Annotated in this window: 23 protein-coding genes and 1 tRNA gene; 6 read left to right on the top strand and 18 right to left on the bottom strand. The window is 65.9% G+C overall.

All coding sequences use genetic code 11. The annotated features are described in order from the left end of the window. Nucleotides 1-68: 68 nt before the first annotated feature. The 10 genes from pheT to U9J39_RS07400 all read right to left on the bottom strand — a co-directional run bounded on the left by pheT (nucleotide 69) and on the right by U9J39_RS07400 (nucleotide 11,080). The gene (gene pheT, locus U9J39_RS07445; protein WP_326346839.1) at nucleotides 69-2,516 is read right to left on the bottom strand and encodes a phenylalanine--tRNA ligase subunit beta; all 2,448 of its coding nucleotides are present in this window, start codon (nucleotides 2,514-2,516) and stop codon (nucleotides 69-71) included. Between the two features lie 60 nt (nucleotides 2,517-2,576). Continuing rightward, a complete protein-coding gene (pheS, locus tag U9J39_RS07440; protein ID WP_029047729.1) occupies nucleotides 2,577-3,608 on the bottom strand; it encodes a phenylalanine--tRNA ligase subunit alpha in 1,032 nt (343 codons plus the stop codon). Between the two features lie 250 nt (nucleotides 3,609-3,858). Next, on the bottom strand, nucleotides 3,859-4,215 hold the full coding sequence (gene rplT, locus U9J39_RS07435) for a 50S ribosomal protein L20 (protein ID WP_008650487.1): 357 nt from the start codon (nucleotides 4,213-4,215) through the stop codon (nucleotides 3,859-3,861). A 28-nt stretch (nucleotides 4,216-4,243) separates the two neighbouring features. Beyond that, complete coding sequence (gene rpmI, locus U9J39_RS07430; RefSeq protein ID WP_006575466.1) at nucleotides 4,244-4,441, bottom strand: 50S ribosomal protein L35; 198 nt, start codon at nucleotides 4,439-4,441, stop codon at nucleotides 4,244-4,246. A gap of 167 nt (nucleotides 4,442-4,608) precedes the next feature. Next, complete coding sequence (gene infC, locus U9J39_RS07425) at nucleotides 4,609-5,130, bottom strand: translation initiation factor IF-3 (RefSeq protein WP_081479471.1); 522 nt, start codon at nucleotides 5,128-5,130, stop codon at nucleotides 4,609-4,611. A gap of 47 nt (nucleotides 5,131-5,177) precedes the next feature. Next, nucleotides 5,178-7,085, bottom strand: a complete 1,908-nt coding sequence (gene thrS, locus U9J39_RS07420) for a threonine--tRNA ligase (protein WP_115709045.1) — start codon at nucleotides 7,083-7,085, stop codon at nucleotides 5,178-5,180. Between the two features lie 350 nt (nucleotides 7,086-7,435). Beyond that, nucleotides 7,436-7,512, bottom strand: a tRNA-Val gene (locus U9J39_RS07415). A 21-nt stretch (nucleotides 7,513-7,533) separates the two neighbouring features. Next, a complete protein-coding gene (locus U9J39_RS07410) occupies nucleotides 7,534-9,762 on the bottom strand; it encodes a RelA/SpoT family protein (protein WP_115709043.1) in 2,229 nt (742 codons plus the stop codon). A gap of 15 nt (nucleotides 9,763-9,777) precedes the next feature. Next, nucleotides 9,778-10,140, bottom strand: a complete 363-nt coding sequence (locus U9J39_RS07405) for a RidA family protein (protein ID WP_012352549.1) — start codon at nucleotides 10,138-10,140, stop codon at nucleotides 9,778-9,780. A 58-nt stretch (nucleotides 10,141-10,198) separates the two neighbouring features. Next, complete coding sequence (locus U9J39_RS07400; protein WP_326346838.1) at nucleotides 10,199-11,080, bottom strand: alpha/beta fold hydrolase; 882 nt, start codon at nucleotides 11,078-11,080, stop codon at nucleotides 10,199-10,201. A 204-nt stretch (nucleotides 11,081-11,284) separates the two neighbouring features. Between U9J39_RS07400 and U9J39_RS07395 the strand changes: the two genes are divergently transcribed. Both U9J39_RS07395 and U9J39_RS07390 read left to right on the top strand, forming a co-directional pair. Further along, nucleotides 11,285-12,061, top strand: a complete 777-nt coding sequence (locus tag U9J39_RS07395; RefSeq protein ID WP_115679988.1) for a 3-hydroxybutyrate dehydrogenase — start codon at nucleotides 11,285-11,287, stop codon at nucleotides 12,059-12,061. A gap of 37 nt (nucleotides 12,062-12,098) precedes the next feature. Further along, nucleotides 12,099-12,590 carry a DUF411 domain-containing protein gene (locus U9J39_RS07390; RefSeq protein WP_326346837.1) on the top strand — a complete coding sequence of 164 codons (492 nt, stop codon included), beginning with the start codon at nucleotides 12,099-12,101 and terminating at the stop codon, nucleotides 12,588-12,590. 43 nt (nucleotides 12,591-12,633) lie between these two features. Here U9J39_RS07390 and U9J39_RS07385 read toward each other — a convergent pair whose 3' ends face one another. Then, nucleotides 12,634-13,014: a putative zinc-binding protein gene (locus U9J39_RS07385; protein WP_116312406.1), complete on the bottom strand. Its 381-nt coding sequence runs from the start codon at nucleotides 13,012-13,014 to the stop codon at nucleotides 12,634-12,636. 231 nt (nucleotides 13,015-13,245) lie between these two features. Here U9J39_RS07385 and U9J39_RS07380 point away from each other — a divergent pair, with 231 nt between their 5' ends. Both U9J39_RS07380 and U9J39_RS07375 read left to right on the top strand, forming a co-directional pair. After that, nucleotides 13,246-13,623, top strand: a complete 378-nt coding sequence (locus U9J39_RS07380) for a type II toxin-antitoxin system RelE/ParE family toxin (protein ID WP_326346836.1) — start codon at nucleotides 13,246-13,248, stop codon at nucleotides 13,621-13,623. After that, a complete protein-coding gene (locus tag U9J39_RS07375; RefSeq protein ID WP_115679984.1) occupies nucleotides 13,604-13,939 on the top strand; it encodes a helix-turn-helix domain-containing protein in 336 nt (111 codons plus the stop codon). The genes U9J39_RS07380 and U9J39_RS07375 overlap by 20 nt, the downstream gene beginning before the upstream one ends. Before the next feature lie 68 nt (nucleotides 13,940-14,007). Here the strand turns inward: U9J39_RS07375 and U9J39_RS07370 are convergent, their stop codons facing one another. Next, a complete protein-coding gene (locus U9J39_RS07370; RefSeq protein WP_018006816.1) occupies nucleotides 14,008-14,646 on the bottom strand; it encodes a CoA transferase subunit B in 639 nt (212 codons plus the stop codon). An 11-nt stretch (nucleotides 14,647-14,657) separates the two neighbouring features. Continuing rightward, entirely contained in the window at nucleotides 14,658-15,359 is a 702-nt protein-coding gene (locus U9J39_RS07365; protein ID WP_012352543.1) for a CoA transferase subunit A, read from the bottom strand. Between the two features lie 181 nt (nucleotides 15,360-15,540). Here U9J39_RS07365 and U9J39_RS07360 point away from each other — a divergent pair, with 181 nt between their 5' ends. Further along, nucleotides 15,541-16,086, top strand: coding sequence for a PAS and helix-turn-helix domain-containing protein (locus tag U9J39_RS07360; RefSeq protein ID WP_092313615.1), 546 nt, complete (start codon nucleotides 15,541-15,543; stop codon nucleotides 16,084-16,086). A 13-nt stretch (nucleotides 16,087-16,099) separates the two neighbouring features. On the opposite strand, the gene U9J39_RS07355 is transcribed toward U9J39_RS07360, so the two are convergent. From U9J39_RS07355 to U9J39_RS07335, 5 genes are all read right to left on the bottom strand, one after another. Continuing rightward, nucleotides 16,100-16,501, bottom strand: a complete 402-nt coding sequence (locus U9J39_RS07355; protein WP_115679983.1) for an acyl-CoA thioesterase — start codon at nucleotides 16,499-16,501, stop codon at nucleotides 16,100-16,102. 52 nt (nucleotides 16,502-16,553) lie between these two features. Continuing rightward, a complete protein-coding gene (locus U9J39_RS07350; protein WP_326346835.1) occupies nucleotides 16,554-17,582 on the bottom strand; it encodes a DctP family TRAP transporter solute-binding subunit in 1,029 nt (342 codons plus the stop codon). Between the two features lie 64 nt (nucleotides 17,583-17,646). Beyond that, entirely contained in the window at nucleotides 17,647-18,951 is a 1,305-nt protein-coding gene (locus U9J39_RS07345; protein ID WP_172581733.1) for a TRAP transporter large permease, read from the bottom strand. Further along, nucleotides 18,948-19,550 carry a TRAP transporter small permease gene (locus tag U9J39_RS07340; protein WP_115709034.1) on the bottom strand — a complete coding sequence of 201 codons (603 nt, stop codon included), beginning with the start codon at nucleotides 19,548-19,550 and terminating at the stop codon, nucleotides 18,948-18,950. The genes U9J39_RS07345 and U9J39_RS07340 overlap by 4 nt, the downstream gene beginning before the upstream one ends. 266 nt (nucleotides 19,551-19,816) lie before the next feature. After that, nucleotides 19,817-20,602, bottom strand: coding sequence for an SDR family oxidoreductase (locus U9J39_RS07335; RefSeq protein WP_041232111.1), 786 nt, complete (start codon nucleotides 20,600-20,602; stop codon nucleotides 19,817-19,819). A 363-nt stretch (nucleotides 20,603-20,965) separates the two neighbouring features. Here U9J39_RS07335 and U9J39_RS07330 point away from each other — a divergent pair, with 363 nt between their 5' ends. Continuing rightward, nucleotides 20,966-22,654 (top strand): electron transfer flavoprotein-ubiquinone oxidoreductase, encoded by a 1,689-nt coding sequence (locus tag U9J39_RS07330; RefSeq protein ID WP_115709032.1) that lies wholly within the window; start codon nucleotides 20,966-20,968, stop codon nucleotides 22,652-22,654. Nucleotides 22,655-22,701: the final 47 nt, after the last annotated feature.

Raw genomic sequence — 22,701 nt, 5'->3', positions numbered from 1 at the left:
TCTGGCGATCCGCCCGGGGCAAGCCCGGGCGCCCTTTTTTATGGTGCTCCGTCGGTGCTGCCGACGAATCAGCCGCGCAACCGCGCCTGGAAGGCTTCGGCCACCGCGTCGACCATGCAGCGCACCGCGCTGTCGACGGTTTCGTCCTGTAGGGTCGACCCAGTATCTTGCAAGGTCACCCGGAACGCAAGGCTTTTCTCGTCCGCGCCAATGGCCGTGGAAGCGCCCTTGGGACGGAACTCGTCGAACAGCGCCAGGCCCTGGCAGAAGCGGCCGTAACCCTGTTTTTCCAGGGCCGCGCGCATGGTGTCGAGCAGGTCCTGCACGCGTACCGATTGCTTCACGACCACGGCCAGGTCACGCACGGCCGCGGGGAACTTGGAGATCTCGGTGTACGCTGGCAGGCCGGTAGCGCGCAGCGCGTCGAGCCGCAGCTCGAACAGCACCGGCGCATGCGCCAGCTCATATTCCTGCAGCCAGCGCGGATGCAGTTCGCCGACCACGCCCACCGGCTCGCCGTCGAGCAGCACGCGCGCGGCGCGGCCCGGATGCAGCGCGGGATGCGAGACCGGCTCGAAGCGCGGCACGCGCGGATGGAACAGCGCCTCGACATCGCCCTTCACATCGAAGAAGTCGACATTGCGCGTGGCGACGCCCCACTGCTCTTCGAACGCCGGGCCGTAGGCGATGCCCGCAGCCATCATCGGCTGGTCATAGCCGGCCACGGTCAGCCCGCCGTCCTTGACGCCGGCGTCGCGATGGAACACACGGCCCACCTCGAACAGGCGCACGCGCGCGGCCTTGCGATTGAGGTTGTAGCGCACCTTGTCGACCAGCCCGCCGATCAGCGTCGAGCGCATCACCGCCAGCTGGCTGGCGATCGGGTTGAGCAGGCGGATCGGCTGATCGTTGGCGGCGAAGTCGCGCTCCCACTTCTCTTCGACGAAGGCGAAGTTGATCACTTCCTGGTAGTCGCGCGCCGCCACGGCGTGGCGCACCACGTGGGTCGAGCGGCTGGCTTCGTTGGTCGGGCGCATTTCGCTTTCGGCGACCGGCGGGCGCGCCGGGATGCGCTCGAAGCCGTAGATGCGCGCGACTTCCTCGATCAGGTCTTCTTCGATCTCGATGTCGAAGCGGTAGCTCGGCGGCGTGACCTCGAACACCTCGCCTTCGGCGCCCTGCGCACGCGTGAACGGCAGCTGCAGACGCTGGAACACATCGGCGATGGCCGCCGGCGACAGCTCGATGCCGAGCACGCGCTCGGCGCGCGCCACGCGCAGGCTGACCGGTTTGCGCACCGGCAGGTTGACCACGTGGTCGTCCACCGGGCCGGCCTGGCCGCCGCAGATCGCGAGGATCAGCGCGGTGATGCGCTCGATATGCTCGACCGTGGTGGCGTAGTCAACGCCGCGCTCGAAACGATGTCCGGCGTCGGTCGAGAAGTTGTAGCGGCGGCTGCGGCCCTGGATCGCAGCCGGCCACCAGAATGCGGCCTCGAGGTAGATGTCGGTGGTGTCGAGCGTGACCGCGGTGCTGTCGCCGCCCATGATGCCGGCCAGGCTCTCGATCTCCTTGTCGTCGGCGATCACGCCGACCTGCTCGTCGACCTCGATGGTGTTGCCGTTCAGCAGCTTGATCTGCTCGCCCTTGCGGCCCCAGCGCACGTCCAGGCCACCATGGATCTTGTGCAGGTCGAACACGTGCGACGGACGGCCCAGCTCCAGCATCACGTAGTTGGAGATATCGACCAGCGCCGACACGCTGCGCTGGCCCGAGCGCTCCAGCCGCTGCACCATCCACAGCGGCGTGGCGGCACGCGCGTTGACGCCGCGGATGATGCGCCCGGAAAAGCGGCCGCACAGGTCGGGGGCCGATACCTTGACCGGCAGCTTGTCCTGGATCGTCACCGGCACCGGCTGCATGTCGGGCAGGTTCAGCGCGGCGCCGGTCAGCGCCGACACCTCGCGCGCCACGCCGTGGATCGACAGGCAGTCGGCCTTGTTCGGCGTCAGCTTGATGACGAAGACCTGGTCGTCCAGGTCCAGGTACTGGCGAATGCACTGGCCGACCGGTGCGTCTTCCGGCAGCACCATCAGGCCGCCGTGGTCTTCCGACAGCTTCAGTTCGCGCGCCGAGCACAGCATGCCGTAGCTGTCGACACCACGCAGCTTGCCGACCTTGATCTCGAACGGCTTGCCGCCGTCCTCTGCCGGCGGCAGCGCGGCCCCGACCAGTGCGCACGGCACCTTGATGCCGGGCTTGACGTTGGGCGCGCCGCACACGATCTGCAGGGTTCCACCGGTGCCGGCATCGACCTGGCACACGTTGAGGCGGTCGGCGTTGGGATGGCGCTCGGTCGACAGCACGTGCGCAACCACCACCTTGTCGAACGGCGGCGCGACCGGGCCCACCTCTTCCACTTCCAGGCCGGCCATGGTCAGGCTGTGCGACAGTGCGTCGGTGGAGATCTTTTCAGGGTTGGCGAAGGTGCGAAGCCAGGATTCCGAGAATTGCATGGCGCTTCTGATCCGGTAAGTATTCGGTGTAGTCGGTGACGAGTTTTGACGATGCGCCGCTCAGGCGAACTGGCGCAGGAAGCGCACATCGCCCTCGAAGAACAGGCGCAGGTCGTTGATGCCATAGCGCAGCATGGTCAGGCGCTCGAGGCCGGAGCCGAACGCGAAACCGATATAGCGCTCGGGATCGAGGCCCATGTTGCGCAGCACGTTCGGATGCACCTGGCCCGAACCGGAGATTTCCAGCCACTTGCCATTGCCGAAGGCCATGTCGATTTCCGCCGACGGCTCGGTGAACGGGAAGTACGACGGACGGAAGCGCACCTGGATGTCATCGCGCTCGAAGAACTTGCGCAGGAAATCGGTGTACACGCCCTTCAGGTCGGCAAAGCTGACGTCCTCGCCGATCCACAGGCCTTCGACCTGGTTGAACATCGGCGAGTGCGTGGCGTCGCTGTCGACGCGGTAGGTACGGCCCGGGCAGATCACCTTGATCGGCGGCATCGCCTTGCCCGCGTACTTTTCCACGTGCATCTTGGCGTAGCGCACCTGCATCGGGCTGGTGTGCGTGCGCAGCAGCAGGAGCTTGTCGTCGCTGTCGCGGCCGTCGACGTAGAACGTGTCCTGCATCGAACGCGCCGGATGGTTGTCCGGGTTGTTCAGCGCGGTGAAGTTCATCCAGTCGGTTTCGATCTCGGGGCCGTCGGCCACGTCGAAGCCGATCGAGCCGAAGATCTGCTCGACGCGCTCCCAGGTGCGCATCACCGGATGCAGGCTGCCGCGCGCCACCGCGCGGCCCGGCAGCGTGACGTCGATGGCCTCGGCGGCCAGGCGCGCGTTCATCAGCGCATCGGCCAGCGCCTGGCGGCGCGCCTGCAGCGCGGCTTCCACCTGCTGCTTGACCTGGTTGATGCGCGCGCCCTCGCTCTTGCGGGTCTCCGGGTCGAGCTTGCCGAGGCCCTTGAGCAGTTCGGTCAGCGCGCCGGTCTTGCCCAGGAAGCGGGCCTTTTCGTTTTCCAGCGTGGCGTTGTCATTGGCGGCGGCGAAAGCGGCCTGGGCGTCAGCGACGATTTGGTCCAGATCCTGAGACATGGCGGCGGTCGTGGAGTGTTCTGGCGTCGGCGGAACCCTGTCGCGAAACAAGGCCGGCCCGACGTGGGTTGGCACTTCGTGCGGTATGCGTTTCCGGATGCAGTCTCGTCAAGCAACGCAAAACGGCATCCGGAACCGCAAATAAAAACGGGGCTCGATGAGGAGCCCCGTTTCAGCAGACCTTGCGGTCAGCGGTCGACCTTGCGGTCGGTGCTTGCCCGGCAGCGCTTGCGCGCTACCGGAGCCGGCATCAGGCAACGGTGGCTTTCACCTGGTTGACGATGGCGGCAAAGGCAGGCTTGTCGTGAATAGCCATGTCCGACAGCACCTTGCGGTCCAGTTCAATCGAGGCCTTCTTCAGACCGTTCATGAACACGCTGTAGGTCATGCCATGCTCACGCGTCGCGGCATTGATACGCGCAATCCACAGAGCGCGGAACACGCGCTTCTTGTTGCGGCGATCGCGGTACGCGTACTGGCCAGCACGCATGACCGCCTGCTTGGCGATGCGATAGACATTATTGCGACGGCCGCGGTAACCCTTGGCAGCGTCGATAACCTTCTTGTGACGGGCCCGTGCAGTGACCCCACGCTTTACTCGAGGCATGTAATTCTCCTTTCGTTGTCGTCAGGGGTTATGCGTAAGGCATCATCGCGCGCACCGACTTCAGATTCGTCTCATGGACGTCCTGAGTACCGCGCAGTTGACGCTTGTTCTTGGTGGTCTTCTTGGTCAGGATGTGACGCTTGAAGGCCTGGCCACGCTTGAACGAACCGTTCGGACGGGCAGTAAAGCGCTTGGAAGCGCTTTTCTTCGTCTTCATCTTCGGCATGAAAAACTCCAGCTCATATGACATGCATGCAGGTGGACGGCTTACGCCGACGCTTGCAAGACCCGCATCCACTTGTTGTTGCACGATGGTCCTTGCGGACCCCGCGCGACTTCCGCACGAAGCAGCGCCGGGATGACTGGCATCCCGGCCGCCGCACCGCGCAGGAATTACTTCTTCTTCTTGGGGGCGAGCACCATCACCATCTGGCGCCCTTCCATCTTCGGCATCTGCTCGACCTGGCCGATCTCTTCCAGGTCCGCCTTCAGGCGTTCGAGCATGCGCGCGCCGATTTCCTGGTGGGCCATCTCGCGACCACGGAACCGCAGCGTGATCTTGGTCTTGTCGCCATCTTCCAGGAAGCGCTTCAGGTTGCGCAGCTTGACGTTGTAGTCGCCATCATCCGTACCCGGCCGGAACTTGACTTCCTTGACCTGGATGATCTTCTGCTTCAGCTTGGCCTCGTGGGCGCGCTTGGCTTCCTCGTACTTGAACTTCCCGTAATCCATGATCCGGGCGACGGGCGGAGTCGCGTTGGGGGCGATCTCCACCAGGTCCAAGTCCTTGTCCTCAGCCAGCCGCAGAGCGTCCATGAACTTGACGATGCCGAGCTGCTCGTTATCAACCCCTACCAGGCGCAGTTCAGGCGCGCTGATTTCCCGGTTGATGCGATGACCTTTGTCCGTAGCGATGTTGCGTTACCTCAAGAAGACAAAAAAACAAGCCGTGCTCACCACCCTCAGGCTTTGCTGGCGACGTCGTGTTGCAGACGCTCAGCAAACGCGGAGACAGGCATCACACCCAGATCCACGTTGCCACGGGCACGCACGGCCACTTGATTGGCATCCCGCTCCTTGTCACCCACTACCAGCAGGTAGGGGACCTTTTGAAGCGAATGCTCGCGGATTTTATACGTAATTTTCTCGTTACGCAAATCGGCCTTGGCCCTAAACCCTTGTTTTTGCAGCAATTGCACGACGCTTTCGGCGTATTCTGCCTGCGAATCCGCAATATTCATCACCACCACCTGGTCCGGGGCCAGCCAGGCCGGCAGCGCACCGGCGTGGTTTTCCAGCAGGATGCCCAGGAAGCGCTCGAACGAGCCCAGGATGGCGCGATGGAGCATCACCGGGCGCTTGCGCGAGTTGTCCTCGGAGACGTACTCGGCATCCAGGCGCTCGGGCAGTACCAGGTCCAGTTGCAGCGTGCCGCACTGCCACGAGCGGCCGATCGCGTCCTTGATGTGGTATTCCACCTTCGGGCCGTAGAAGGCGCCCTCGCCGGGCAGCTCCTCCCAATCCACGCCGCAGGCGCGCAGCGCCAGGCGCAGGCCTTCCTCGGCATGGTCCCAGATCTCGTCCGAGCCGGCGCGCTGGTCCGGGCGCAGCGACAGCTTGACCTTCACATCCTTGAAGCCGAAGTCGTCATAGACCGAGAACGCCAGTTCGTTGAAGGCCTTGGCCTCGGCGACGATCTGCTCTTCCGTGCAGAAGATATGCGCATCGTCCTGCACAAAGCCGCGCACGCGCATCAGCCCGTGCAGCGCGCCGGACGGCTCGTTGCGATGGCAGGCACCGAACTCGGCCAGGCGCAGCGGCAGGTCGCGGTACGAGCGCAGGCCGTGGTTGAAGATCTGCACATGGCCCGGGCAATTCATCGGCTTGATCGCGTAGTCGCGCTTCTCCGACTCCGTGACGAACATGTTCTCCTTGTAGTTCTGCCAGTGGCCTGACTTCTCCCACAGCGAACGATCCATCACCTGGGGCGTGCGCACCTCGTCATAGCCGGCTTCCGTCAGGCGGCCGCGCATGTACTGCTCGACGGCCTGCCACACCTGCCAGCCCTTGGGGTGCCAGAACACCATGCCGGGCGCCTCTTCCTGCAGGTGGAACAGGTCCAGCGTCTTGCCCAGCTTGCGGTGGTCGCGCTTCTCGGCCTCTTCCAGCATGTGCAGGTAGGCTTCCTGGTCTTCCTTCTTCGCCCATGCCGTGCCGTAGATGCGCTGGAGCATCTCGTTATTGGCATCGCCGCGCCAGTAGGCGCCGGCCACCTTCATCAGCTTGAAGACCTTGAGCTTGCCCGTCGACGGCACGTGCGGCCCGCGGCACAGGTCGACGAAATTGCCTTCGCGGTACAGGCCGATTTCCTGGTCGGCCGGAATCGAGCCGATGATCTCGGCCTTGTACTTCTCGCCCATCGACTCGAACAGCGCCACCGCCTCATCGCGGTTCCACACTTCGCGCGTGACTTTTTCGTCCTTGCGGGCCAACTCCGTCATCTTCTTCTCGATGGCGGCGAGGTCTTCCGGCGTGAAGGGGCGCTTGTAGGCGAAGTCGTAGTAGAAGCCGTTCTCGATCACCGGCCCGATCGTCACCTGCGCGTCCGGGTACAGCTCCTTGACGGCATAGGCCAGCAAGTGCGCCGTGGAGTGGCGGATCACATCGACGCCGTCGGCATCCTTGTCCGTGACGATGGCCAGTTCCGCATCGCGCCCGATCCTGTAGCTGGTGTCGACCAGTTGGCCATCCACCTTGCCGGCCAGCGCGGCCTTGGCCAGGCCGGCGCCGATGCTCTGCGCCACTTCGGCAACCGTCACCGGGCCGGGAAACTCGCGGCGGGACCCGTCCGGCAGCGTGATTGCGATCATTTCGACTCTCCAGGTTCCGCCGGCGGCGCCTTGCACCTCGCCTGAGCGGATCAAACTGCATCTTGTGGCACCGGCCCGCATGCCTGCGCGCTGGCGATCTGTTCTTGGCTGCCCCGCCCTGCCGCGCGGGAAGGCGGCAGCTTATCAGGGCTGCTGGCAAGCGACGGACGAAAAAAAACGCGGCCAAGGCCGCGTTTCTCTTTGTCAAACCCGATCCAACCGGGCCGAAGGCGCACCTCGACTACTGTCGCTTGCCAGCGGTAGTAGTTCGCGGTGTCATAACCATGATGCGCTTCCGTTCCGTATGGGGTTGAATCGGACTTGCTTTACTTCTTTCTACTGCAATTCGTTGGTAGGCTCGATTGGACTCGAACCAACGACCCCCACCATGTCAAGGTGGTGCTCTAACCAGCTGAGCTACGAGCCTAGCGAAGCCGCAAGTATAGCATCACTTTCTTTTCGCCTGCAACACCCCCTGGACTTCCTCGATCAGCAGCAGCGCCCGCTGCAGCTGCGTGGCCTCGGAGACCTCGGCGGTGAACTGCATGCGCGCCACGCCCTTGCTGGACAGCGTCTTGACCCCGGTGACGTTGATCTTCTCGCGCGACAGCACTTCGGAGATGTCGCGCAGCAAGCCTTGCCGGTCGATGGCCTCGACCTGGATATCGACCGGATAGACCGCGGCGTGGCTTTTCTTGCCCCACTCGGTCTGGATCACCCGCTCCGGCGCGCGCGCCGACAGTTGCTGGAAGGTATGGCAGTTGCGGCGATGGATCGACACCCCGCGCCCGCGCGTGACAAAGCCGACGATCTCGTCGGGCGGCGCCGGCTTGCAGCAGCGCGACATCTGCGTCATCAGCGAATCGACGCCCACCACCAGCACGCCGCTCTTGGCGCCGCGCGCCACGCTGGTGGCGCGGCTCTTCTTGGTGACGGCGTCTTCCTCGCTCAGCGGCGCCTGGACCTCACCCTCGGGGTGGCGCAGCGCGTGCTCCACATGGCGCAGGCTGAACTCGTCCTTGGCCACCGCGGCGAACAGTTCGTCGGGGGTCTTGAAGCCCAGCCGCGTCGCCAGGTCTTCCAGCTTGACCGCGGTCTTGCCTTCGCGCTGCAGCGTCTTGTCGATCAGCGCGCGGCCCTGAGCGATGGTTTCCTGCGAGTCCAACGCGTTGAACCACGCGCGCACCTTGGCGCGCGCGCGGCTGCTGGCGAGGTAGCCGAGGTCGGCATTCAGCCAGTCGCGCGACGGCCCGCCCTGCTTGACCGCGATGATCTCGACGGTCTGGCCGTTCTTGAGCGGCGTGTTCAGCGGCACCATGGTGCCGTCCACGCGCGCGCCGCGGCAGCGGTGGCCGAGGTCGCTGTGCAGGTAGTAGGCGAAATCCACCGCGGTCGCGCCCTGCGGCAGCGCCACCACGCGCGCCTGCGGCGTCAGCACGTAGATGTGGTCGTCGATCGCGGCGTGCTTGATCTGTTCCCACGATTCGTCGTGCGCCACGCTGTGGTCGGCATCGTCCTTCCACGCCAGCAGCTGGCGCAGCCAGGCGATCTTTTCGTCGTAGCGCTCGCTGGCGGAGAACTGCCCGGCATAGCCGCGGCTGCCCGCCTCCTTGTAGCGCCAGTGCGCCGCCACGCCGTATTCGGCGAAGTGGTGCATCTCGTGGGTGCGGATCTGCACCTCGAAGGCGCGCCCGTCGTCGCCGATCACCACCGTGTGCAGCGACTTGTAGCCGTTGGCCTTGGGCCGCGAGATGTAGTCGTCGAACTCGCGCGGGATCGGCTGCCAGATATGGTGGACGATGCCGAGCACCGTGTAGCAGTCCTTGATATCGTCGACGATCACGCGGAAGGCGCGCACATCGTACAGGTCGGCAAAATCAAGCTCCTTGCCGCGCATCTTCTTCCAGATGCTGTAGATGTGCTTGGGCCGGCCGCTTACCTCGGCGCGGATGCCGGCGGTGGCCAGTTCGGACTGCAGCCGCGCGATCGCGCCGGCGATATAGCCTTCGCGCTCGATGCGCTTTTCATCCAGCAGCCTGGCGATGCGCTTGTAGGTATCGGGCTGCTCGAAGCGGAACGCCAGGTCTTCCAGTTCCCACTTCATCTGCCAGATGCCCAGGCGGTTGGCCAGCGGCGCGTAGATGTCGAGCGTTTCGCGCGCCACGCCGGGCAGCGGCGACTGCTTGGTTTCAGCCAGCCAGCGCAGCGTCTGCAGCCGCGAGGCCAGCCGCACCAGCACCACGCGGATGTCCTGCGCAAACGCCAGCAACATCTTGCGCAGCGCCTCGACCTGCTCGTGGCGCGCCTGGGCTTCGTTCTTCGACGGCGCGGCCGACTCCACCTCAGGGCGATTGCCGGCGATGGCGCCGATGCGCAGCAGCTGCCGCACGCCGTTGACCAGCCGCGCCACTTCCTCGCCGAAGCGCGGCTCGATCTCGGCCTCGGTCTCGGGCACGAATGCCGCCAGCCCGAACAGGCACGCTGCCGCGCGCGCGGAATCGTCCACGCGCAGGCCGTCGAGGATGCGCAGCATCCCCTGCGCGTGCGACTGCACGTTCTCGCCGGTGGGCAGCGCCACGCCGGCGCCGTGCTCGCGCACGTACGCCAGTGCGCGCTCGACCAGCTCGGTATCCGGAATGCCCGCGACCCGGCCAGCCAGGTCGGTCGACGTCACCATGTCACAGCGCCTGCATCAGTTGAGCGCAGCGGTCACCACCACTTCGATCAGGTAATCGGGATTGGCCAGGCGGGCTTCGACGGTGGCGCGCGGCGGCGTGTTGCCTTGCGGCACCCAGGCATCCCAGACCTCGTTCATCTCGCCGATCAAATCGATGTTGGTCAGGAAGATCTGGCACGACAGGATGCGGGTCTTGTCGCTGCCGGCCTCGGCCAGCAGGCGGTCGATATGGCCCAGCACCTCGCGCGTCTGGCCGCGGATGTCGGCCTTGGGATCGACCTCGGGCACCTGGCCAGCCAGGTACACCACGCCGTTGTAGACCGCGTATTCGGACAAGCGCTTGCCGACGTGGGCGCGCTTCAGTTCAGGAAGACTCATGGCAATGCGTAACTCGATAAAAACAGCCGGATGGCAACCTGGCCGCAACAGGGCGCGCTCAGGCGCCGGTAAAGAACTGGCGCACGATCGCGATCTGCGCCGGATCGACAAAGGTGGGGGCGTGACCCACATCGGGCACTTCCACCGAACTCACATGCCTGCCGCGCGCCACCATCTCGGCCACGGTCTCGCGCAGCAGCAGGTCGGACTGCGCGCCGCGCACCACCAGCACCGGGGCCTCGATGGCTTCGAAGCTGCGCCACAGCGCGGCTTCGCCGGCGGCGATGGCCTCGGGCGTGGATTTGCGGAACGGCACCGCCAGCTGCGGATCGTAATGCAAGCCCCATTCCAGGCCGTCGGCGCCCTGCACCGGCTTCAGGATGGCGGCGTTGAGCTCGCGCCACTGCTCGGCGCTGTGGCGCCCGAACGAGGCGCTGATGGTCTGCAGGTACGCCAGCCCTTCCTCGAAGGTCTTGAAGCGCACCGGCAGGCCCAGGTAGGCACCGATGCGCTCGACCGCCGAGGGAGCGATGCGGGGACCGACGTCATTGAGCAGCAGCTTGCGCACCGGCGACTTCGGCAGGCCGGCAAGGCCCATGCCGATCAGGCCGCCCATCGAGGTGCCGAACCAGTCCACCTGCTCGACGTTGAGCCGCGCGATCAGCGTGACCATGTCGGACACGTACTGCGGCACGATGTAGCTGTCCGGATTGGCCAGCCATTCCGAGCGGCCGCGTCCGGCCACGTCTGGGCATACCACGCGATAGTCACCGCACAGCGCGCTGGCGACGGCGTCGAAGTCGCGCCCGGTGCGCGTCAGGCCGTGCGCGCACACCAGCACGCGCGGATTGGCGGGGTCGCCCCACTCGTGGTAGGCCATGCGGTGCAGGCCCGCGGGACTGATGCACTGGACGAAACCGAGACGCGGACTGGCAGACATCTGGACTCCCTGGCAAACCGGACGCAAGGCGCCAGCAGGCGCCGCGGCCGGAAGTTGAGCAAAGCTGGATTGTACGCCGCAGCGGGTACAATGCCACAGCACAGTGTCCGCGCCCCGCGCGCGGGGCGCGCACCGCCACGGCGCGCGCCGCCCATCCGGCGGCTGTCCTGTCGTGGCGTTCCCTTTCTCTCGACGGAGGCTTACATGCTCAACGGCAAGACCGCCCTGGTGACTGGCTCGACCAGCGGCATCGGGCTCGGCATCGCAAAGGCGCTGGCGGCGCAGGGCGCCCACATCATCGTCAACGGCTTTGGTGACGCGGACGCCGCAAAGAGCGAGATCGCGCAGGCCGGCCAGGGGATCCGCGTCGGCTATCACGGCGCCGACATGAGCAAGGCGGCCGAGATCGAAGACATGATGCGCTACGCCCAGGCCGACTTCGGCGGCGCCGACATCCTGGTCAACAATGCTGGCATCCAGCACGTCGCGGCCATCGAGGACTTCCCGCCCGAGCGCTGGGACGCGATCATCGCCATCAACCTTACCTCGGCCTTCCATACCACGCGCCTGGCGCTGCCGGGCATGAAGCAGAAGAACTGGGGGCGCATCATCAATGTCGCCTCGACCCACGGTCTGGTGGCATCGGCGCAGAAATCGGCCTATGTGGCGGCCAAGCACGGCATCGTCGGCTTCACCAAGGTCACAGCGCTGGAAACCGCGCAGACCGGCGTGACCGCCAACGCGATCTGCCCGGGCTGGGTGCTGACGCCGCTGGTGCAGAAGCAGGTCGAAGCCCGCGCGCAGAAGGAAGGCATCCCGGTCGAGCAGGCCAAGCGCGAGCTGGTGCTGGAGAAGCAGCCCTCGGGTCAGTTCGTGACGCCCGACGAGCTGGGCGCGCTGGCCGTGTTCCTGTCGTCCGAAGCCGCCCGCCAGGTGCGCGGCGCGATCTGGAACATGGATGGCGGTTGGGTGGCGCAGTAAGGTGCCGCATCCGGGCGCCACAAAGGAGCAAGAAGCCATGATGCAACGACGACGTTTCCTCGGGACCCTGGGCGCGCTCGCGCTCGGCACGCTCGCCGTGGGCGTGCTTGGACCCGCGGCGGATGCGTTCGCGCAGGCGAAGCCGCTGGCCATCGACGTCTACAAGAGCCCGCTGTGCGGCTGCTGCGAGGAATGGGTCAAGCACCTGCGCGCCAACGGCTTCACCGTGACGGTGCACGACGTCGAGGATACCGGCGAATACCGCAAGCGCTTCGGCATGCCGGAGCGCTTCGGCTCCTGCCACACCGGCCATATCGCCGGCTATGCGATCGAGGGCCACGTGCCCGCCGCCGATATCCGCAAACTGCTGGCCGCCAAACCCAGGGCGGTCGGGCTGGCGGTGCCGGGCATGCCGGTCGGCTCGCCGGGCATGGAACAGGGACCGCGCAAGGATCCCTTCGACGTGCTGCTGGTCAAGGCCGACGGCGCCGCCTCGGTGTTCAGCCGCCACAACAAGCCGGCGGCCTGACGTGCCGCCGCGCCGGATGCGCCGCGGCGCATCCGGCCATGCCCTACTCCCCTGCCAGGCGCCGCAGCGCCGACTCGACCTCCCGCCACACCGCCTCGGTCTCGCCCTCGGTGCATTCGCCGTGCTGGCGCTTGACCGCGCCCAGCCGGTTCAGCACCAGGTGCTGGTCCGGCACCACGCCCGCGTTGGCCAGGCACGCCTGCACGCAAGCCAGCGGGCACCCGTCCAGCGCCAGGATCGGCCGGCCCGATCGCGCCACCCGCGTCAGCGCCGGCACGCCGCCGCCCACCCCGCTGATGCACGACATCTCCGCGCGGCCGCCGCGGTCCAGCCGCACCGCGCAGGCATTGGCCAGCTGCGCCACGCTGGAGCAGCCGGAGCAGGCGTAGACCAGTGGCAGGGATCGGGTGGGGGAAGCGGGCATCGCGCACCTTCCATCAAATCGGTTCATCGCAGGGGGCAACGCCCCTACGGAAAGCGGCCAGCTTAGTGGCAAGGCCAGTAGCCCGGCCATTCGCCGAAAGAGCTAGCAGCCTCGTTCACACGACATAGGTCGAAGCACCATCCGCCCCCTGTGACGGACTGAAGCCTGACTCAAATCAAGTCTTGCGTTTCCGGCGGCGCTGGTTTATACCCGTTCAGGTATATTGCCTGGATGCCAGCCAAGGAAAAACCACTCTTCTGGATCGGGAGCAGCAAGAAGGACCTGACGGCGCTTCCGCTCGACGTGCGGAGGTTTTTCGGCCATGCCCTGCATTTTGCCCAGCGTGGAGAGCGACATGATGCGGCGAAGACTCTAAAAGGTTTTGGCAGCGCCGGGGTGCTCGAAATACTCGAGGACGACAATGCCGGCACGTACCGCGCCGTCTATACCGCGAAATTTGCTGAAGCGGTGTTCGTCCTTCACTGCTTCCAGAAGAAGAGCAAACGCGGCATTGCCACGCCGAAGGCAGACATCGAAATCATTGGCGCCAGGCTGAAGGTCGCCGAAGCGCTGGCATGGGAGTTACGACATGGCAAAACGCAGGATTGACGGCATCGAGGTCGAGGCCAGCTCCGGCAACGTGTTTGCCGACCTGGGCGTCCCGGAGGCCGACAAGCTCCGGATCAAGTCCGGACTGGCCATCGAGATCACGCGAGCCGTACGCAGCCTTGGCCTGACACAGGAAGAAGCGGCCCACCGCATGGGCATCCCGCAACCGAAGGTCTCCGGACTGCTTCGCGGCGACTTCGCCAACCTGTCGGAGCGCAAGCTGATGGACTGCCTGAACCGGCTTGGGTACGACATCGAAATCACGGTCAGCCCCGCGCCGGAGCCGATCGGCCACCTCACGCTCAAAGTAGCCTGAAAACAAGAACCCCCTGCAAGCGCATAGCTTGCAGGGGGTTGCTGATGTCGGCGTGCGCCCGAACCTGCTTACAGCAGCGGCGCCCCCGTCTTCGCCTGGATTTCCTCGCGGCTGACGCCCGGCGCGGTCTCCACCAGCTTGAGGCCGTCCGCGGTCACGTCGATCACGCCCAGGTCGGTGATGATGCGGTTGACCACGCCCACGCCGGTCAGCGGCAGGTTGCACTGCTTCAGGATCTTGAGGTCCTCGGTGCCGTCCTTTTTCTTGGCGGTGTGTTCCATCAGCACCACCACGCGGCCGACGCCTGCGACCAGGTCCATCGCGCCGCCCATGCCCTTGACCATCTTGCCGGGGATCATCCAGTTGGCCAGGTCGCCCTTCTCGCTGACCTGCATCGCGCCCAGGATGGCCAGGTTGATGTGGCCGCCGCGGATCATCGCGAACGAGTCGGCCGACGAGAAGATCGACGAGCCCGGCAGCGTGGTCACGGTCTGCTTGCCGGCATTGATCATGTCGGCGTCGACCTCGGCTTCGGTCGGGAACGGGCCGATGCCGAGCAGGCCGTTCTCGGATTGCAGCCACACTTCCATGCCTTCCGGCACCCAGTTGGCGACCAGAGTCGGCAGCCCGATGCCCAGGTTGACGTAGAAACCGTCCTGCAGCTCGGCCGCGGCGCGCGCGGCCATTTCGTCACGTGTCCATGCCATGATGGGTCTCCTTAGCTGGCCGCGCGCACGGTGCGCTGCTCGATGCGTTTCTCGGGGTTGGCGTTGAGCACCAGGCGCTGCACGAAGATGCCGGCCAGGTGGATCTCGTCCGGATCAAGCTCGCCGGTCTCGACGATCTGCTCGACCTCGGCCACGGTGACCTTGCCCGCCATGGCGCACATCGGGTTGAAGTTGCGCGCGGTGCGGCGGAACACCAGGTTGCCGGCCTTGTCGGCCTTCCAGGCCTTGACCAGCGCGACGTCGGCGGTCAGCGAACGCTCCATCACGTACTTTTCGCCGTCGAATTCGCGGATTTCCTTGCCTTCCGCGACGATGGTGCCGACACCGGTCTTGGTGAAGAAGGCCGGGATGCCCGAGCCGCCGGCGCGCAGTTTTTCGGCCAGCGTGCCCTGCGGGGTGAATTCCAGCTCCAGTTCGCCGGCCAGGTACTGGCGCTCGAACTCCTTGTTCTCGCCCACGTAGGACGAAATCATCTTCTTGATCTGGCGCGTGGCCAGCAGCAGGCCCAGGCCGAAGCCGTCGACGCCGGCGTTGTTGGAGATGCAGGTCAGCTGCTTGGCGCCGCTGTCGCGCAGCGCGCCGATCAGCGCCTCGGGGATGCCGCACAGGCCGAAACCGCCCACGGCGATCGTCTGGCCGTCGCGGACGACGCCTGCAAGCGCTTCTGCGGCGCTGGCGTAGACCTTGTTCATGCTTCGCTCCTTCCTCGGTAGTCCCTGTCGATCTCCCCGCCGGCGGGTAGTGCGGCGGGCGACGCAAGGAAATTGTAACGGTACAATCGGCAACGGGCGGTCGGCCGTCGCCGTAACGCGTCCGACCGACAGCATACGCAAGCACAGCCGGCTACGCCATTACGTAAAAATACATAAGCAGATGCCCGCCATCGACTACCAGACCGCCTTCCAGCTCGCCCCCGTGGGCCTGGTGCTGTCACGCGAGCGCGTGATCGAGGATTGCAACGAAGAGGTCTGCCGCATCTTCGGCACCACGCGCGAGGCCCTGCTGGGCCAGTCGTTCCAGGTGCTCTACCCCACCGCCGACGAGTTCGAGCGCACCGGCGCGCGCATCGCGCCGATCATGGGCAAGCGGGGCATGTATTCGGACGAGCGCATCATGAAGCGCGCCGGCGGGGAGCTGTTCTGGTGCCACGTCACCGGCCGCGCGCTGGACCGGGCGCAGCCGCTCGGCGCCGGCATCTGGACCTTCGAGGACTTGTCGCAAAAGCGCCAGGTCACCGCCGAACTGACCGCGCGCGAACGCGAGATCGCGGCGCAGCTGGTGGAAGGCAAGACCAGCAAGCAGATCGGCAAGCTGCTGGCGATCAGCCCGCGCACGGTCGATATCTATCGGGCGCGGCTGATGAAGAAGTATGGGGCGAGTACGTCGGTGGATCTGGTGCAGCGGCTGGTGGCTCACTGACACTGAAAAACAATCACCCTTCGATGATCGCCCGAATCTCCGCCGGCACCGGCACCGATTTCTCCGCCGCATAATCGCACCACACCACCTTGGCGCCCCCCTCGGCCCACACCACCTCCGGCAGGTCGGTGCGCCGGATTTCCATGCGCGTCTCGAAGCTGGTGCGCCCCAGCTGTCCCGCATACACGCGGCATTCGATCTGGCCCGGATAGCGCAGCTGCTTCAGGAAGGTCATATGCGCGTTGATGATGACCGGCCCCTGCCCGTTCGCATCCTTGCCGCCGCGGCCCAGCGACGCGAACCACTCGATGCGCGCCTGCTCCAGGTACTGGAAATAGACGGTGTTGTTGACATGGCCCATCGCATCCATGTCGCCCCACCGGATCGGCATGACCACCGTGTAGACGTGTTTCATCGAAGCCTCCAATGCAACAGGCCCGCCGACACTGGCGGGCCTGCTTCATGACTTAGCGCTTGGCAATCGCGCCTTCCGCCTTGGTGACAAGGTCGGCGCCGATCTGCTTCTTCCACTTGTCGTAGACCTTGGCGGTCGCCTTGCGGAAGGCGTCGTGCTCGGCCGGCGTCAGGTGCGTGACCTTGACGCCGTGGGCTTCCATCTCCTTCCACGCGGGCGCACCGGCCTCGGCCAGGCCCTTGCGGGCCAGCGCGATTTCCTGCTTGCCGGCGTCGATGGCGGCCTGCTTGACGATCTCGCGGTCGGCCGGGGTCCAGCTTTCCCAGATCTGCTTGTTGACCACGAAGATCAGCGGGTCAGCCACGTAGCCCCAGGTGGTCACGAACTTCTGGCCCACTGTGTACAGCTTGGCAGCGGCGAACACCGATTGCGGGTTCTCCTGCCCGTCGACCGCGCCCGAGGCCATCGCCGGCTGCGCGTCGGCCCAGCTCATCTGGGTCGGGTTGGCGCCGAGCGCGTTGAAGGTCTCGATATACAGCGGCGAGCCGACCACGCGCAGCTTCAGGCCCTTGAGGTCTTCCGGCTTGCGCAGCTCGCGCTTGGAGTTCGACACCTCGCGGAAGCCGTTCTCGCCCCAGGCCAGCGGCACCACGCCGGCCTTCTCCAGCGTGGCGAAGATCGACTTGCCGACCTCGCCCTGCGTCAGCGCGTCCAGTGCCTTGTAGTCGGGCATCAGGAACGGCAGCGAGAACAGGTTCAGTTCCTTGACCTGCGGCGACCAGTTGATGGTCGAGCCCACCGCCATGTCGATCACGCCCTGGCGGATCGCCGAGAACTCGCGGGTCTGGTCGCCGGCCACCAGCGAGGTGCCCGGGTACAGCTTGATGTTGATGCGGCCGTTGGTGCGCTGCTTGACCAGGTCGACCCAGATCTCGCCGCCCTTGCCCCACGGGAAGGCCGGGCCGAGCACCAGCGACATCTTGTACTCGGACTTGTAGGTCTGGGCCATCGCACCGGCGGGCGCGAAGGCGGAAGCGGCCAGGGCGGCGGCCGTGGCGAGCATCAGGGCACGACGTTTCATTTCATCTCCTCAGGGGAAAAGCGTCAGGTTCTTGTTGGTGAATGCAAAATCAAGACAACAGCGATCAATAGCCAAGGTACTCCGGCAACCACGTCGCCAGCGGCGGATAGGCCAGCACCATCAGCATGGCGACAAACATCGCCAGCAGCATCCAGATCACCCAGGGCACGGTTTCCTCCATGCGCACGCGCGCGATCCGGCACGACACCATCAGGTTCACGGCCAGCGGCGGCGTGAACTGGCCCAGCGCCACCTTCAGCGTCAGCACCACGCCGAACCACACCGGGTTCCACTGGAAGGCATTGGCGATCGGCAGCAGCAGCGGCACGAAGATCAGGAAGATCGAGATGCCGTCGAGGAACATGCCCACCGTCATCAGCAGCAGCACGATCAGCGCCAGCACGCCGTACTCGCCCAGCCCGGAGGTGGCGATCGCCTGCGCCAGCGGGTCGATCACGCCGAGCGTCGACAGCGCATAGGCGAAGATGCCGGCCAGCGCCACCACCAGCAGGATCACCGCCGAGGTTTCGGCCGCCTCCTGGAAGATCGTGAACAGGTCGCGCATGCCGATGCTGCGGTACACCACCATGCCGACGAAGAGACCATAGACCACCGCCACCACGGCGGCCTCGGTCGGCGTGAACCAGCCGGCGCGCATGCCGCCCAGGATCAGGAACGGCGCCACCAGGCCCCACGCGGCCTCGCGCAGGCTCTTCCAGAACGGCGGGCGCGGCAGCGCGGCTTCGGCGGCGCCCATGTTGTGCTTGCGCGCCAGCCACACCGCCGGCACGATCAGCGCGATGCCCGCGAGCACGCCCGGGATCATGCCGGCCGCGAACAGCGCCGGCACCGATGCGCCCGGCACCAGCACGCTGTAGATGATGAACGCCACCGACGGCGGGATCAGGATGTCGGTCGCGGCCGCCGCGCCGACCACCGCGGCGCTGTACGAGCCGGGATAGCCCGCGCGCGACATCGCCGCGATCATCACGCCGCCGACCGCGGCCGCGTTGGCCGGGCCCGAACCGGAAATGCCGCCGAGGAACATCGCCACCAGGATCGCCACCAGCGGCAGCATGCCCGGACCGCGGCCGACGACGGCGATGGCAAAGGTCACCAGCCGCTGGGCCACGCCGGAGCGGTCGAAGATCGAGCCCACCAGCACGAACATCGGGATCGCCAGCAGCGGATACTTGGCCAGCCCCGCATAGAAGTTCTGCGGCACGGCCAGCAGGCCGAACATCTGCGTGTCGAGATTGGACAGGCCGATCGCGACCAGGCCGCCCAGGCCCAGCGACACGCCGATGGGCACGCCCAGCAGCATCAGGCCGATGAAGACCACGAACAGGATGATGGCAACCAGCGTCATTTCGCACGCTCCGTCGCCGACCGGCTCTGTTCATGCAGTGCCTTGAGCGCGCGCACGTTGCGCGCCATCAGCGCCAGCGCGCGCAGCGCAATGCCCGCCGACAGCACCGGCAGCCAGATCGAGTACCACCAGCTTGGCACGCCGATGCCGGGCGAGGTCTCGCCGAAGGTATATTCGTCCCAGGTGATGCGCGCACCCAGCACCGCCAGCGCGATAAACATCACCGCCACCGCCAGCGCCGACAGGACCGCCAGCCTGCGCTGCCGTGCCGCGCTGCCGCGCTCGAAGAAGAACTCGATGCGGATATTGCGGTCGCGCGCCACCGCCGCGCTGCCGGCCACCAGCGCCAGCACGATCATCAGGAACACCGAGAATTCCTCGGTCCAGGCGAACGACTCGTCGGTGAAATAGCGGACCACCACGTTGGCGAAGGTGATGCCGACCAGCAGCACCATCACGATCACGCCAATCCAGTCCTCGATGCGGGGCGATACCCGGAATTCAGCGTCCTGCGCTTCGTCGGCGGCCTGCGGGATCACCGCGGAATCGACGACGTGTTGCGGCACGGCGTTGCGCCGTGCCTCTGGTTGTTGCTCCATCTCCCCGGCCTCCGGTCCAGGGCCGCTCGGGCCATGCGGCCACCGCGGCGTTCTCGCTTTGTATGTAAAGACTTAATCTGCAGACATGGCGGATTATGCCAAGACTGGCCTGCCACGCACGAAATTTCTGAAGTTTGACGCGTACTGACGACGGCGCGCCCAAGGGGACCGGATAAGCCCAGGGTTGGCGCTCGGGCATCTCGCGGCGCTTTTGGCGCGTGGGCGGGATGCGGGGGACTGCGCCCCCGGTGTCAGCGCGCGGGCGCTCAGACCATGCCGTCGTCGGCGGTGATGACGGCGCCGTTGATGAACTGCGACTGGTCCGAGGCCAGCAGCAGCAACAGGCCGTCGAGGTCTTCCGGCTTGCCCAGGCGCTTGCGCGGCAGCATCTGGATCAGCTTCTGCCCGGCGTCGGAATCCCAATGGTGGTGGTTGATATCGGTGTCGATATAGCCCGGGCAGATGGCGTTGGAATTAATGCCATGGCGGGCCCATTCCAGCGCCATGGCCTTGGTCATGTGCACCACCGCCGCCTTGCTCATGCAATAGACGCCGATCTGCGACAGCACCTTCAGCCCGGCCACCGATGCGATATTGACGATGCGCGCCTGCGGCAGCGGGCTGCCGTTGCGCTCGGCGCCCTTGGCGCGCGCGATCATGCGCTTGGCGACTTCCTGCGCGACGAAAAACGCGCCGCGGGTGTTGGTGTCGAAGACGAAGTCAAAGTCTTCCGGGGCCACGTCGGTCAGCTTCTGCGTGGTTGACACGCCGGAGTTGTTGACCAGGATATCGATGGCGCCGGCTTCGGTCTCGGCGTGCGCCACCGCGGCGCGGATGCTGTCCGGGTCGGTCACGTCCAGGCGCACCACGTGCGCGCTGCCGCCCTCGGCCTCGATCGCGGCGCGCAGTTCCTTGAGCCGCTCGGTGCGGCGCGAGGCCAGCACCACCTTGGCGCCGGCGGCGGCCAGCACCGTGGCGAACCGCGAGCCCAGCCCGCTCGAGGCGCCGGTCACCAGCGCCACCTTGCCTTCCAGATTGATCGACAAACCCATGATTACCTCTTGTGCGGGAGCCCCTCAGCCCTCATCAGGAGCAGAAGGCAGCATATCAAAAAAAAGAACGACCGTTCCAAAAAAATCCTTGCCTGTGGGTGGCGAGTCCCGGACAATGCCGGAGATTCTAAGAACTTGGCCCGCAAAGGGAAAGAGGGAAAACGCGCGATCCGGCCACCTTCGGACGCCGTTCCAGCGCTGTCTGATCGCCGTTCGATGGCGAAATGGCGCCGATTCACCGCCGCGTCCGCGCGGCTCCCCCTGGCAGCCCCGCGCCGCGCCCGGGCCCGGTTCTCAGCACAACGATCACCGCATTTCCCACAATTGCCAGCTAGCAGCAAAGAAACAGAGGGTTAGAGACAAATGGATCAGCAACAGCTCCTGGAGCAGTTCGGCCCGCGCGAAGCCATGGAATACGACGTGGTCATCGTCGGCGGCGGCCCCGCCGGCCTGGCCACGGCCATCCGCCTGAAGCAACTCGCGCAGGAGAAAGGCGCCGACGTCAACGTGTGCGTGCTGGAAAAGGGCTCCGAGCCCGGCGCCCACATCCTGTCGGGCGCCATCATGGACCCGCGCGCCCTGAACGAGCTGATCCCGAACTGGAAGGAGCTGGGCGCGCCGCTGAACCAGGCCGTGACCGAGGACAAGTTCCTGTTCCTGAACGAGACCGGCTCCAAGGGCACGCCGCCGGCGCTGCTGCCCGAGTGCTTCCACAACGAAGGCAACTACATCGTCAGCCTGTCGAACGTGGTGCGCTGGCTGGGCCAGCAGGCCGAGGCGCTGGGCGTCGAGATCTTCCCTGGCTTCCCGGCCGCCGAGGTGCTGTACAACGAAGACGGCTCGGTCAAGGGCGTGGCCACCGGCAACATGGGCATCAACAAGGAAGGCGAGCCCACCGACAACTTCCAGCTCGGCATGGAGCTGCATGCCAGGTACACGATCTTCGCCGAAGGCGCGCGCGGCCACCTGGGCAGGCAGCTGATCGCCAAGTTCGGCCTCGACGCCGGCAAGGACCCGCAGAGCTACGGCATCGGCCTGAAGGAGCTGTGGGAAATCGACCCGGCCAGGCACAAGCCCGGCCTGGTGGTGCACACCGCTGGCTGGCCACTGGACCCGGCCACCTACGGCGGCTCGTTCCTGTACCACATGGAAGACAACAAGGTCGCGGTCGGCTTTGTGGTCGGGCTGGACTACACCAACCCGTGGCTATCGCCGTTCGAGGAATTCCAGCGCTTCAAGACCCATCCGGAAATCCGCCAGTACTTCGAAGGCGGCAAGCGCCTGTCGTACGGTGCGCGCGCCATCACCGCGGGCGGCCTGCTGTCGCTGCCCAAGACCGTGTTCCCGGGCGGCGCGCTGGTCGGCTGCGATGCCGGCTACCTGAACGCCTCGCGCATCAAGGGCAGCCATGCCGCGATCAAGACCGGCATGCTCGCCGCCGAGGCCGCCTACGACGCGCTGCAGGCCGGCCGCCAGCACGACGAGCTGAGCGCCTACCCGGCCGCGTTCGAGCAGAGCTGGCTGTACAAGGAACTGCTGCAGGCCAAGAACTTCAAGCAGTGGTTCAAGAAGGGCCGCACCACCGCGACGCTGATGACCGGCATCGAGCAATGGCTGCTGCCCAAGCTGGGCATCCGCAACCCGCCCTGGACCATCCACCGCGCCAAGCCGGACCACGTGTACCTGAAGCCGGCGGCCGAATGCCAGAAGATCGAGTATCCGAAGCCGGACGGCAAGCTGACCTTCGACCGCCTCAGCTCGGTGTTCATCAGCAACACCAACCATGAGGAAAACCAGCCGGCGCACCTGACGCTGAAGGACGCCAGCGTGCCGGTCGACATCAACCTGAACAAGTACGCGGGCCCCGAGTCGCGCTACTGCCCGGCGGGCGTGTATGAGTTCGTGCAGGACGAAACCTCGGGCAAGGAGCGCCTGCAGATCAACGCGCAGAACTGCGTGCACTGCAAGACCTGCGATATCAAGGACCCGACCCAGAACATCGTCTGGGTGACGCCGGAAGGTGGCGGCGGTCCGAACTACGTCGGCATGTAAGCCGGCCGCGCAAGCGCGCTGGCAATCGAAAACGGCACCGTATTTTC

The sequence above is a fragment of the Cupriavidus sp. SS-3 genome, from assembly GCF_035818815.1.
Lineage (GTDB): Bacteria > Pseudomonadota > Gammaproteobacteria > Burkholderiales > Burkholderiaceae > Cupriavidus > Cupriavidus taiwanensis_C.
Note: the sequence above shows the minus strand (reverse complement) of the source record. Positions and strands in the feature narration are given on the sequence as shown.

What these genes read in the sequence shown, in the direction of transcription:
- pheT (WP_326346839.1), bottom strand. Translation starts at nt 2,516, where the DNA reads ATGCAATTCTCGGAATCCTGGCTTCGCACCTTCGCCAACCCTGAAAAG.
- pheS (WP_029047729.1), bottom strand. Translation starts at nt 3,608, where the DNA reads ATGTCTCAGGATCTGGACCAAATCGTCGCTGACGCCCAGGCCGCTTTC.
- rplT (WP_008650487.1), bottom strand. Translation starts at nt 4,215, where the DNA reads ATGCCTCGAGTAAAGCGTGGGGTCACTGCACGGGCCCGTCACAAGAAG.
- rpmI (WP_006575466.1), bottom strand. Translation starts at nt 4,441, where the DNA reads ATGCCGAAGATGAAGACGAAGAAAAGCGCTTCCAAGCGCTTTACTGCC.
- thrS (WP_115709045.1), bottom strand. Translation starts at nt 7,085, where the DNA reads ATGATCGCAATCACGCTGCCGGACGGGTCCCGCCGCGAGTTTCCCGGC.
- U9J39_RS07410 (WP_115709043.1), bottom strand. Translation starts at nt 9,762, where the DNA reads ATGGTGACGTCGACCGACCTGGCTGGCCGGGTCGCGGGCATTCCGGAT.
- U9J39_RS07405 (WP_012352549.1), bottom strand. Translation starts at nt 10,140, where the DNA reads ATGAGTCTTCCTGAACTGAAGCGCGCCCACGTCGGCAAGCGCTTGTCC.
- U9J39_RS07400 (WP_326346838.1), bottom strand. Translation starts at nt 11,080, where the DNA reads ATGTCTGCCAGTCCGCGTCTCGGTTTCGTCCAGTGCATCAGTCCCGCG.
- U9J39_RS07395 (WP_115679988.1), top strand. Translation starts at nt 11,285, where the DNA reads ATGCTCAACGGCAAGACCGCCCTGGTGACTGGCTCGACCAGCGGCATC.
- U9J39_RS07390 (WP_326346837.1), top strand. Translation starts at nt 12,099, where the DNA reads ATGATGCAACGACGACGTTTCCTCGGGACCCTGGGCGCGCTCGCGCTC.
- U9J39_RS07385 (WP_116312406.1), bottom strand. Translation starts at nt 13,014, where the DNA reads ATGCCCGCTTCCCCCACCCGATCCCTGCCACTGGTCTACGCCTGCTCC.
- U9J39_RS07380 (WP_326346836.1), top strand. Translation starts at nt 13,246, where the DNA reads ATGCCAGCCAAGGAAAAACCACTCTTCTGGATCGGGAGCAGCAAGAAG.
- U9J39_RS07375 (WP_115679984.1), top strand. Translation starts at nt 13,604, where the DNA reads ATGGCAAAACGCAGGATTGACGGCATCGAGGTCGAGGCCAGCTCCGGC.
- U9J39_RS07370 (WP_018006816.1), bottom strand. Translation starts at nt 14,646, where the DNA reads ATGGCATGGACACGTGACGAAATGGCCGCGCGCGCCGCGGCCGAGCTG.
- U9J39_RS07365 (WP_012352543.1), bottom strand. Translation starts at nt 15,359, where the DNA reads ATGAACAAGGTCTACGCCAGCGCCGCAGAAGCGCTTGCAGGCGTCGTC.
- U9J39_RS07360 (WP_092313615.1), top strand. Translation starts at nt 15,541, where the DNA reads ATGCCCGCCATCGACTACCAGACCGCCTTCCAGCTCGCCCCCGTGGGC.
- U9J39_RS07355 (WP_115679983.1), bottom strand. Translation starts at nt 16,501, where the DNA reads ATGAAACACGTCTACACGGTGGTCATGCCGATCCGGTGGGGCGACATG.
- U9J39_RS07350 (WP_326346835.1), bottom strand. Translation starts at nt 17,582, where the DNA reads ATGAAACGTCGTGCCCTGATGCTCGCCACGGCCGCCGCCCTGGCCGCT.
- U9J39_RS07345 (WP_172581733.1), bottom strand. Translation starts at nt 18,951, where the DNA reads ATGACGCTGGTTGCCATCATCCTGTTCGTGGTCTTCATCGGCCTGATG.
- U9J39_RS07340 (WP_115709034.1), bottom strand. Translation starts at nt 19,550, where the DNA reads ATGGAGCAACAACCAGAGGCACGGCGCAACGCCGTGCCGCAACACGTC.
- U9J39_RS07335 (WP_041232111.1), bottom strand. Translation starts at nt 20,602, where the DNA reads ATGGGTTTGTCGATCAATCTGGAAGGCAAGGTGGCGCTGGTGACCGGC.
- U9J39_RS07330 (WP_115709032.1), top strand. Translation starts at nt 20,966, where the DNA reads ATGGATCAGCAACAGCTCCTGGAGCAGTTCGGCCCGCGCGAAGCCATG.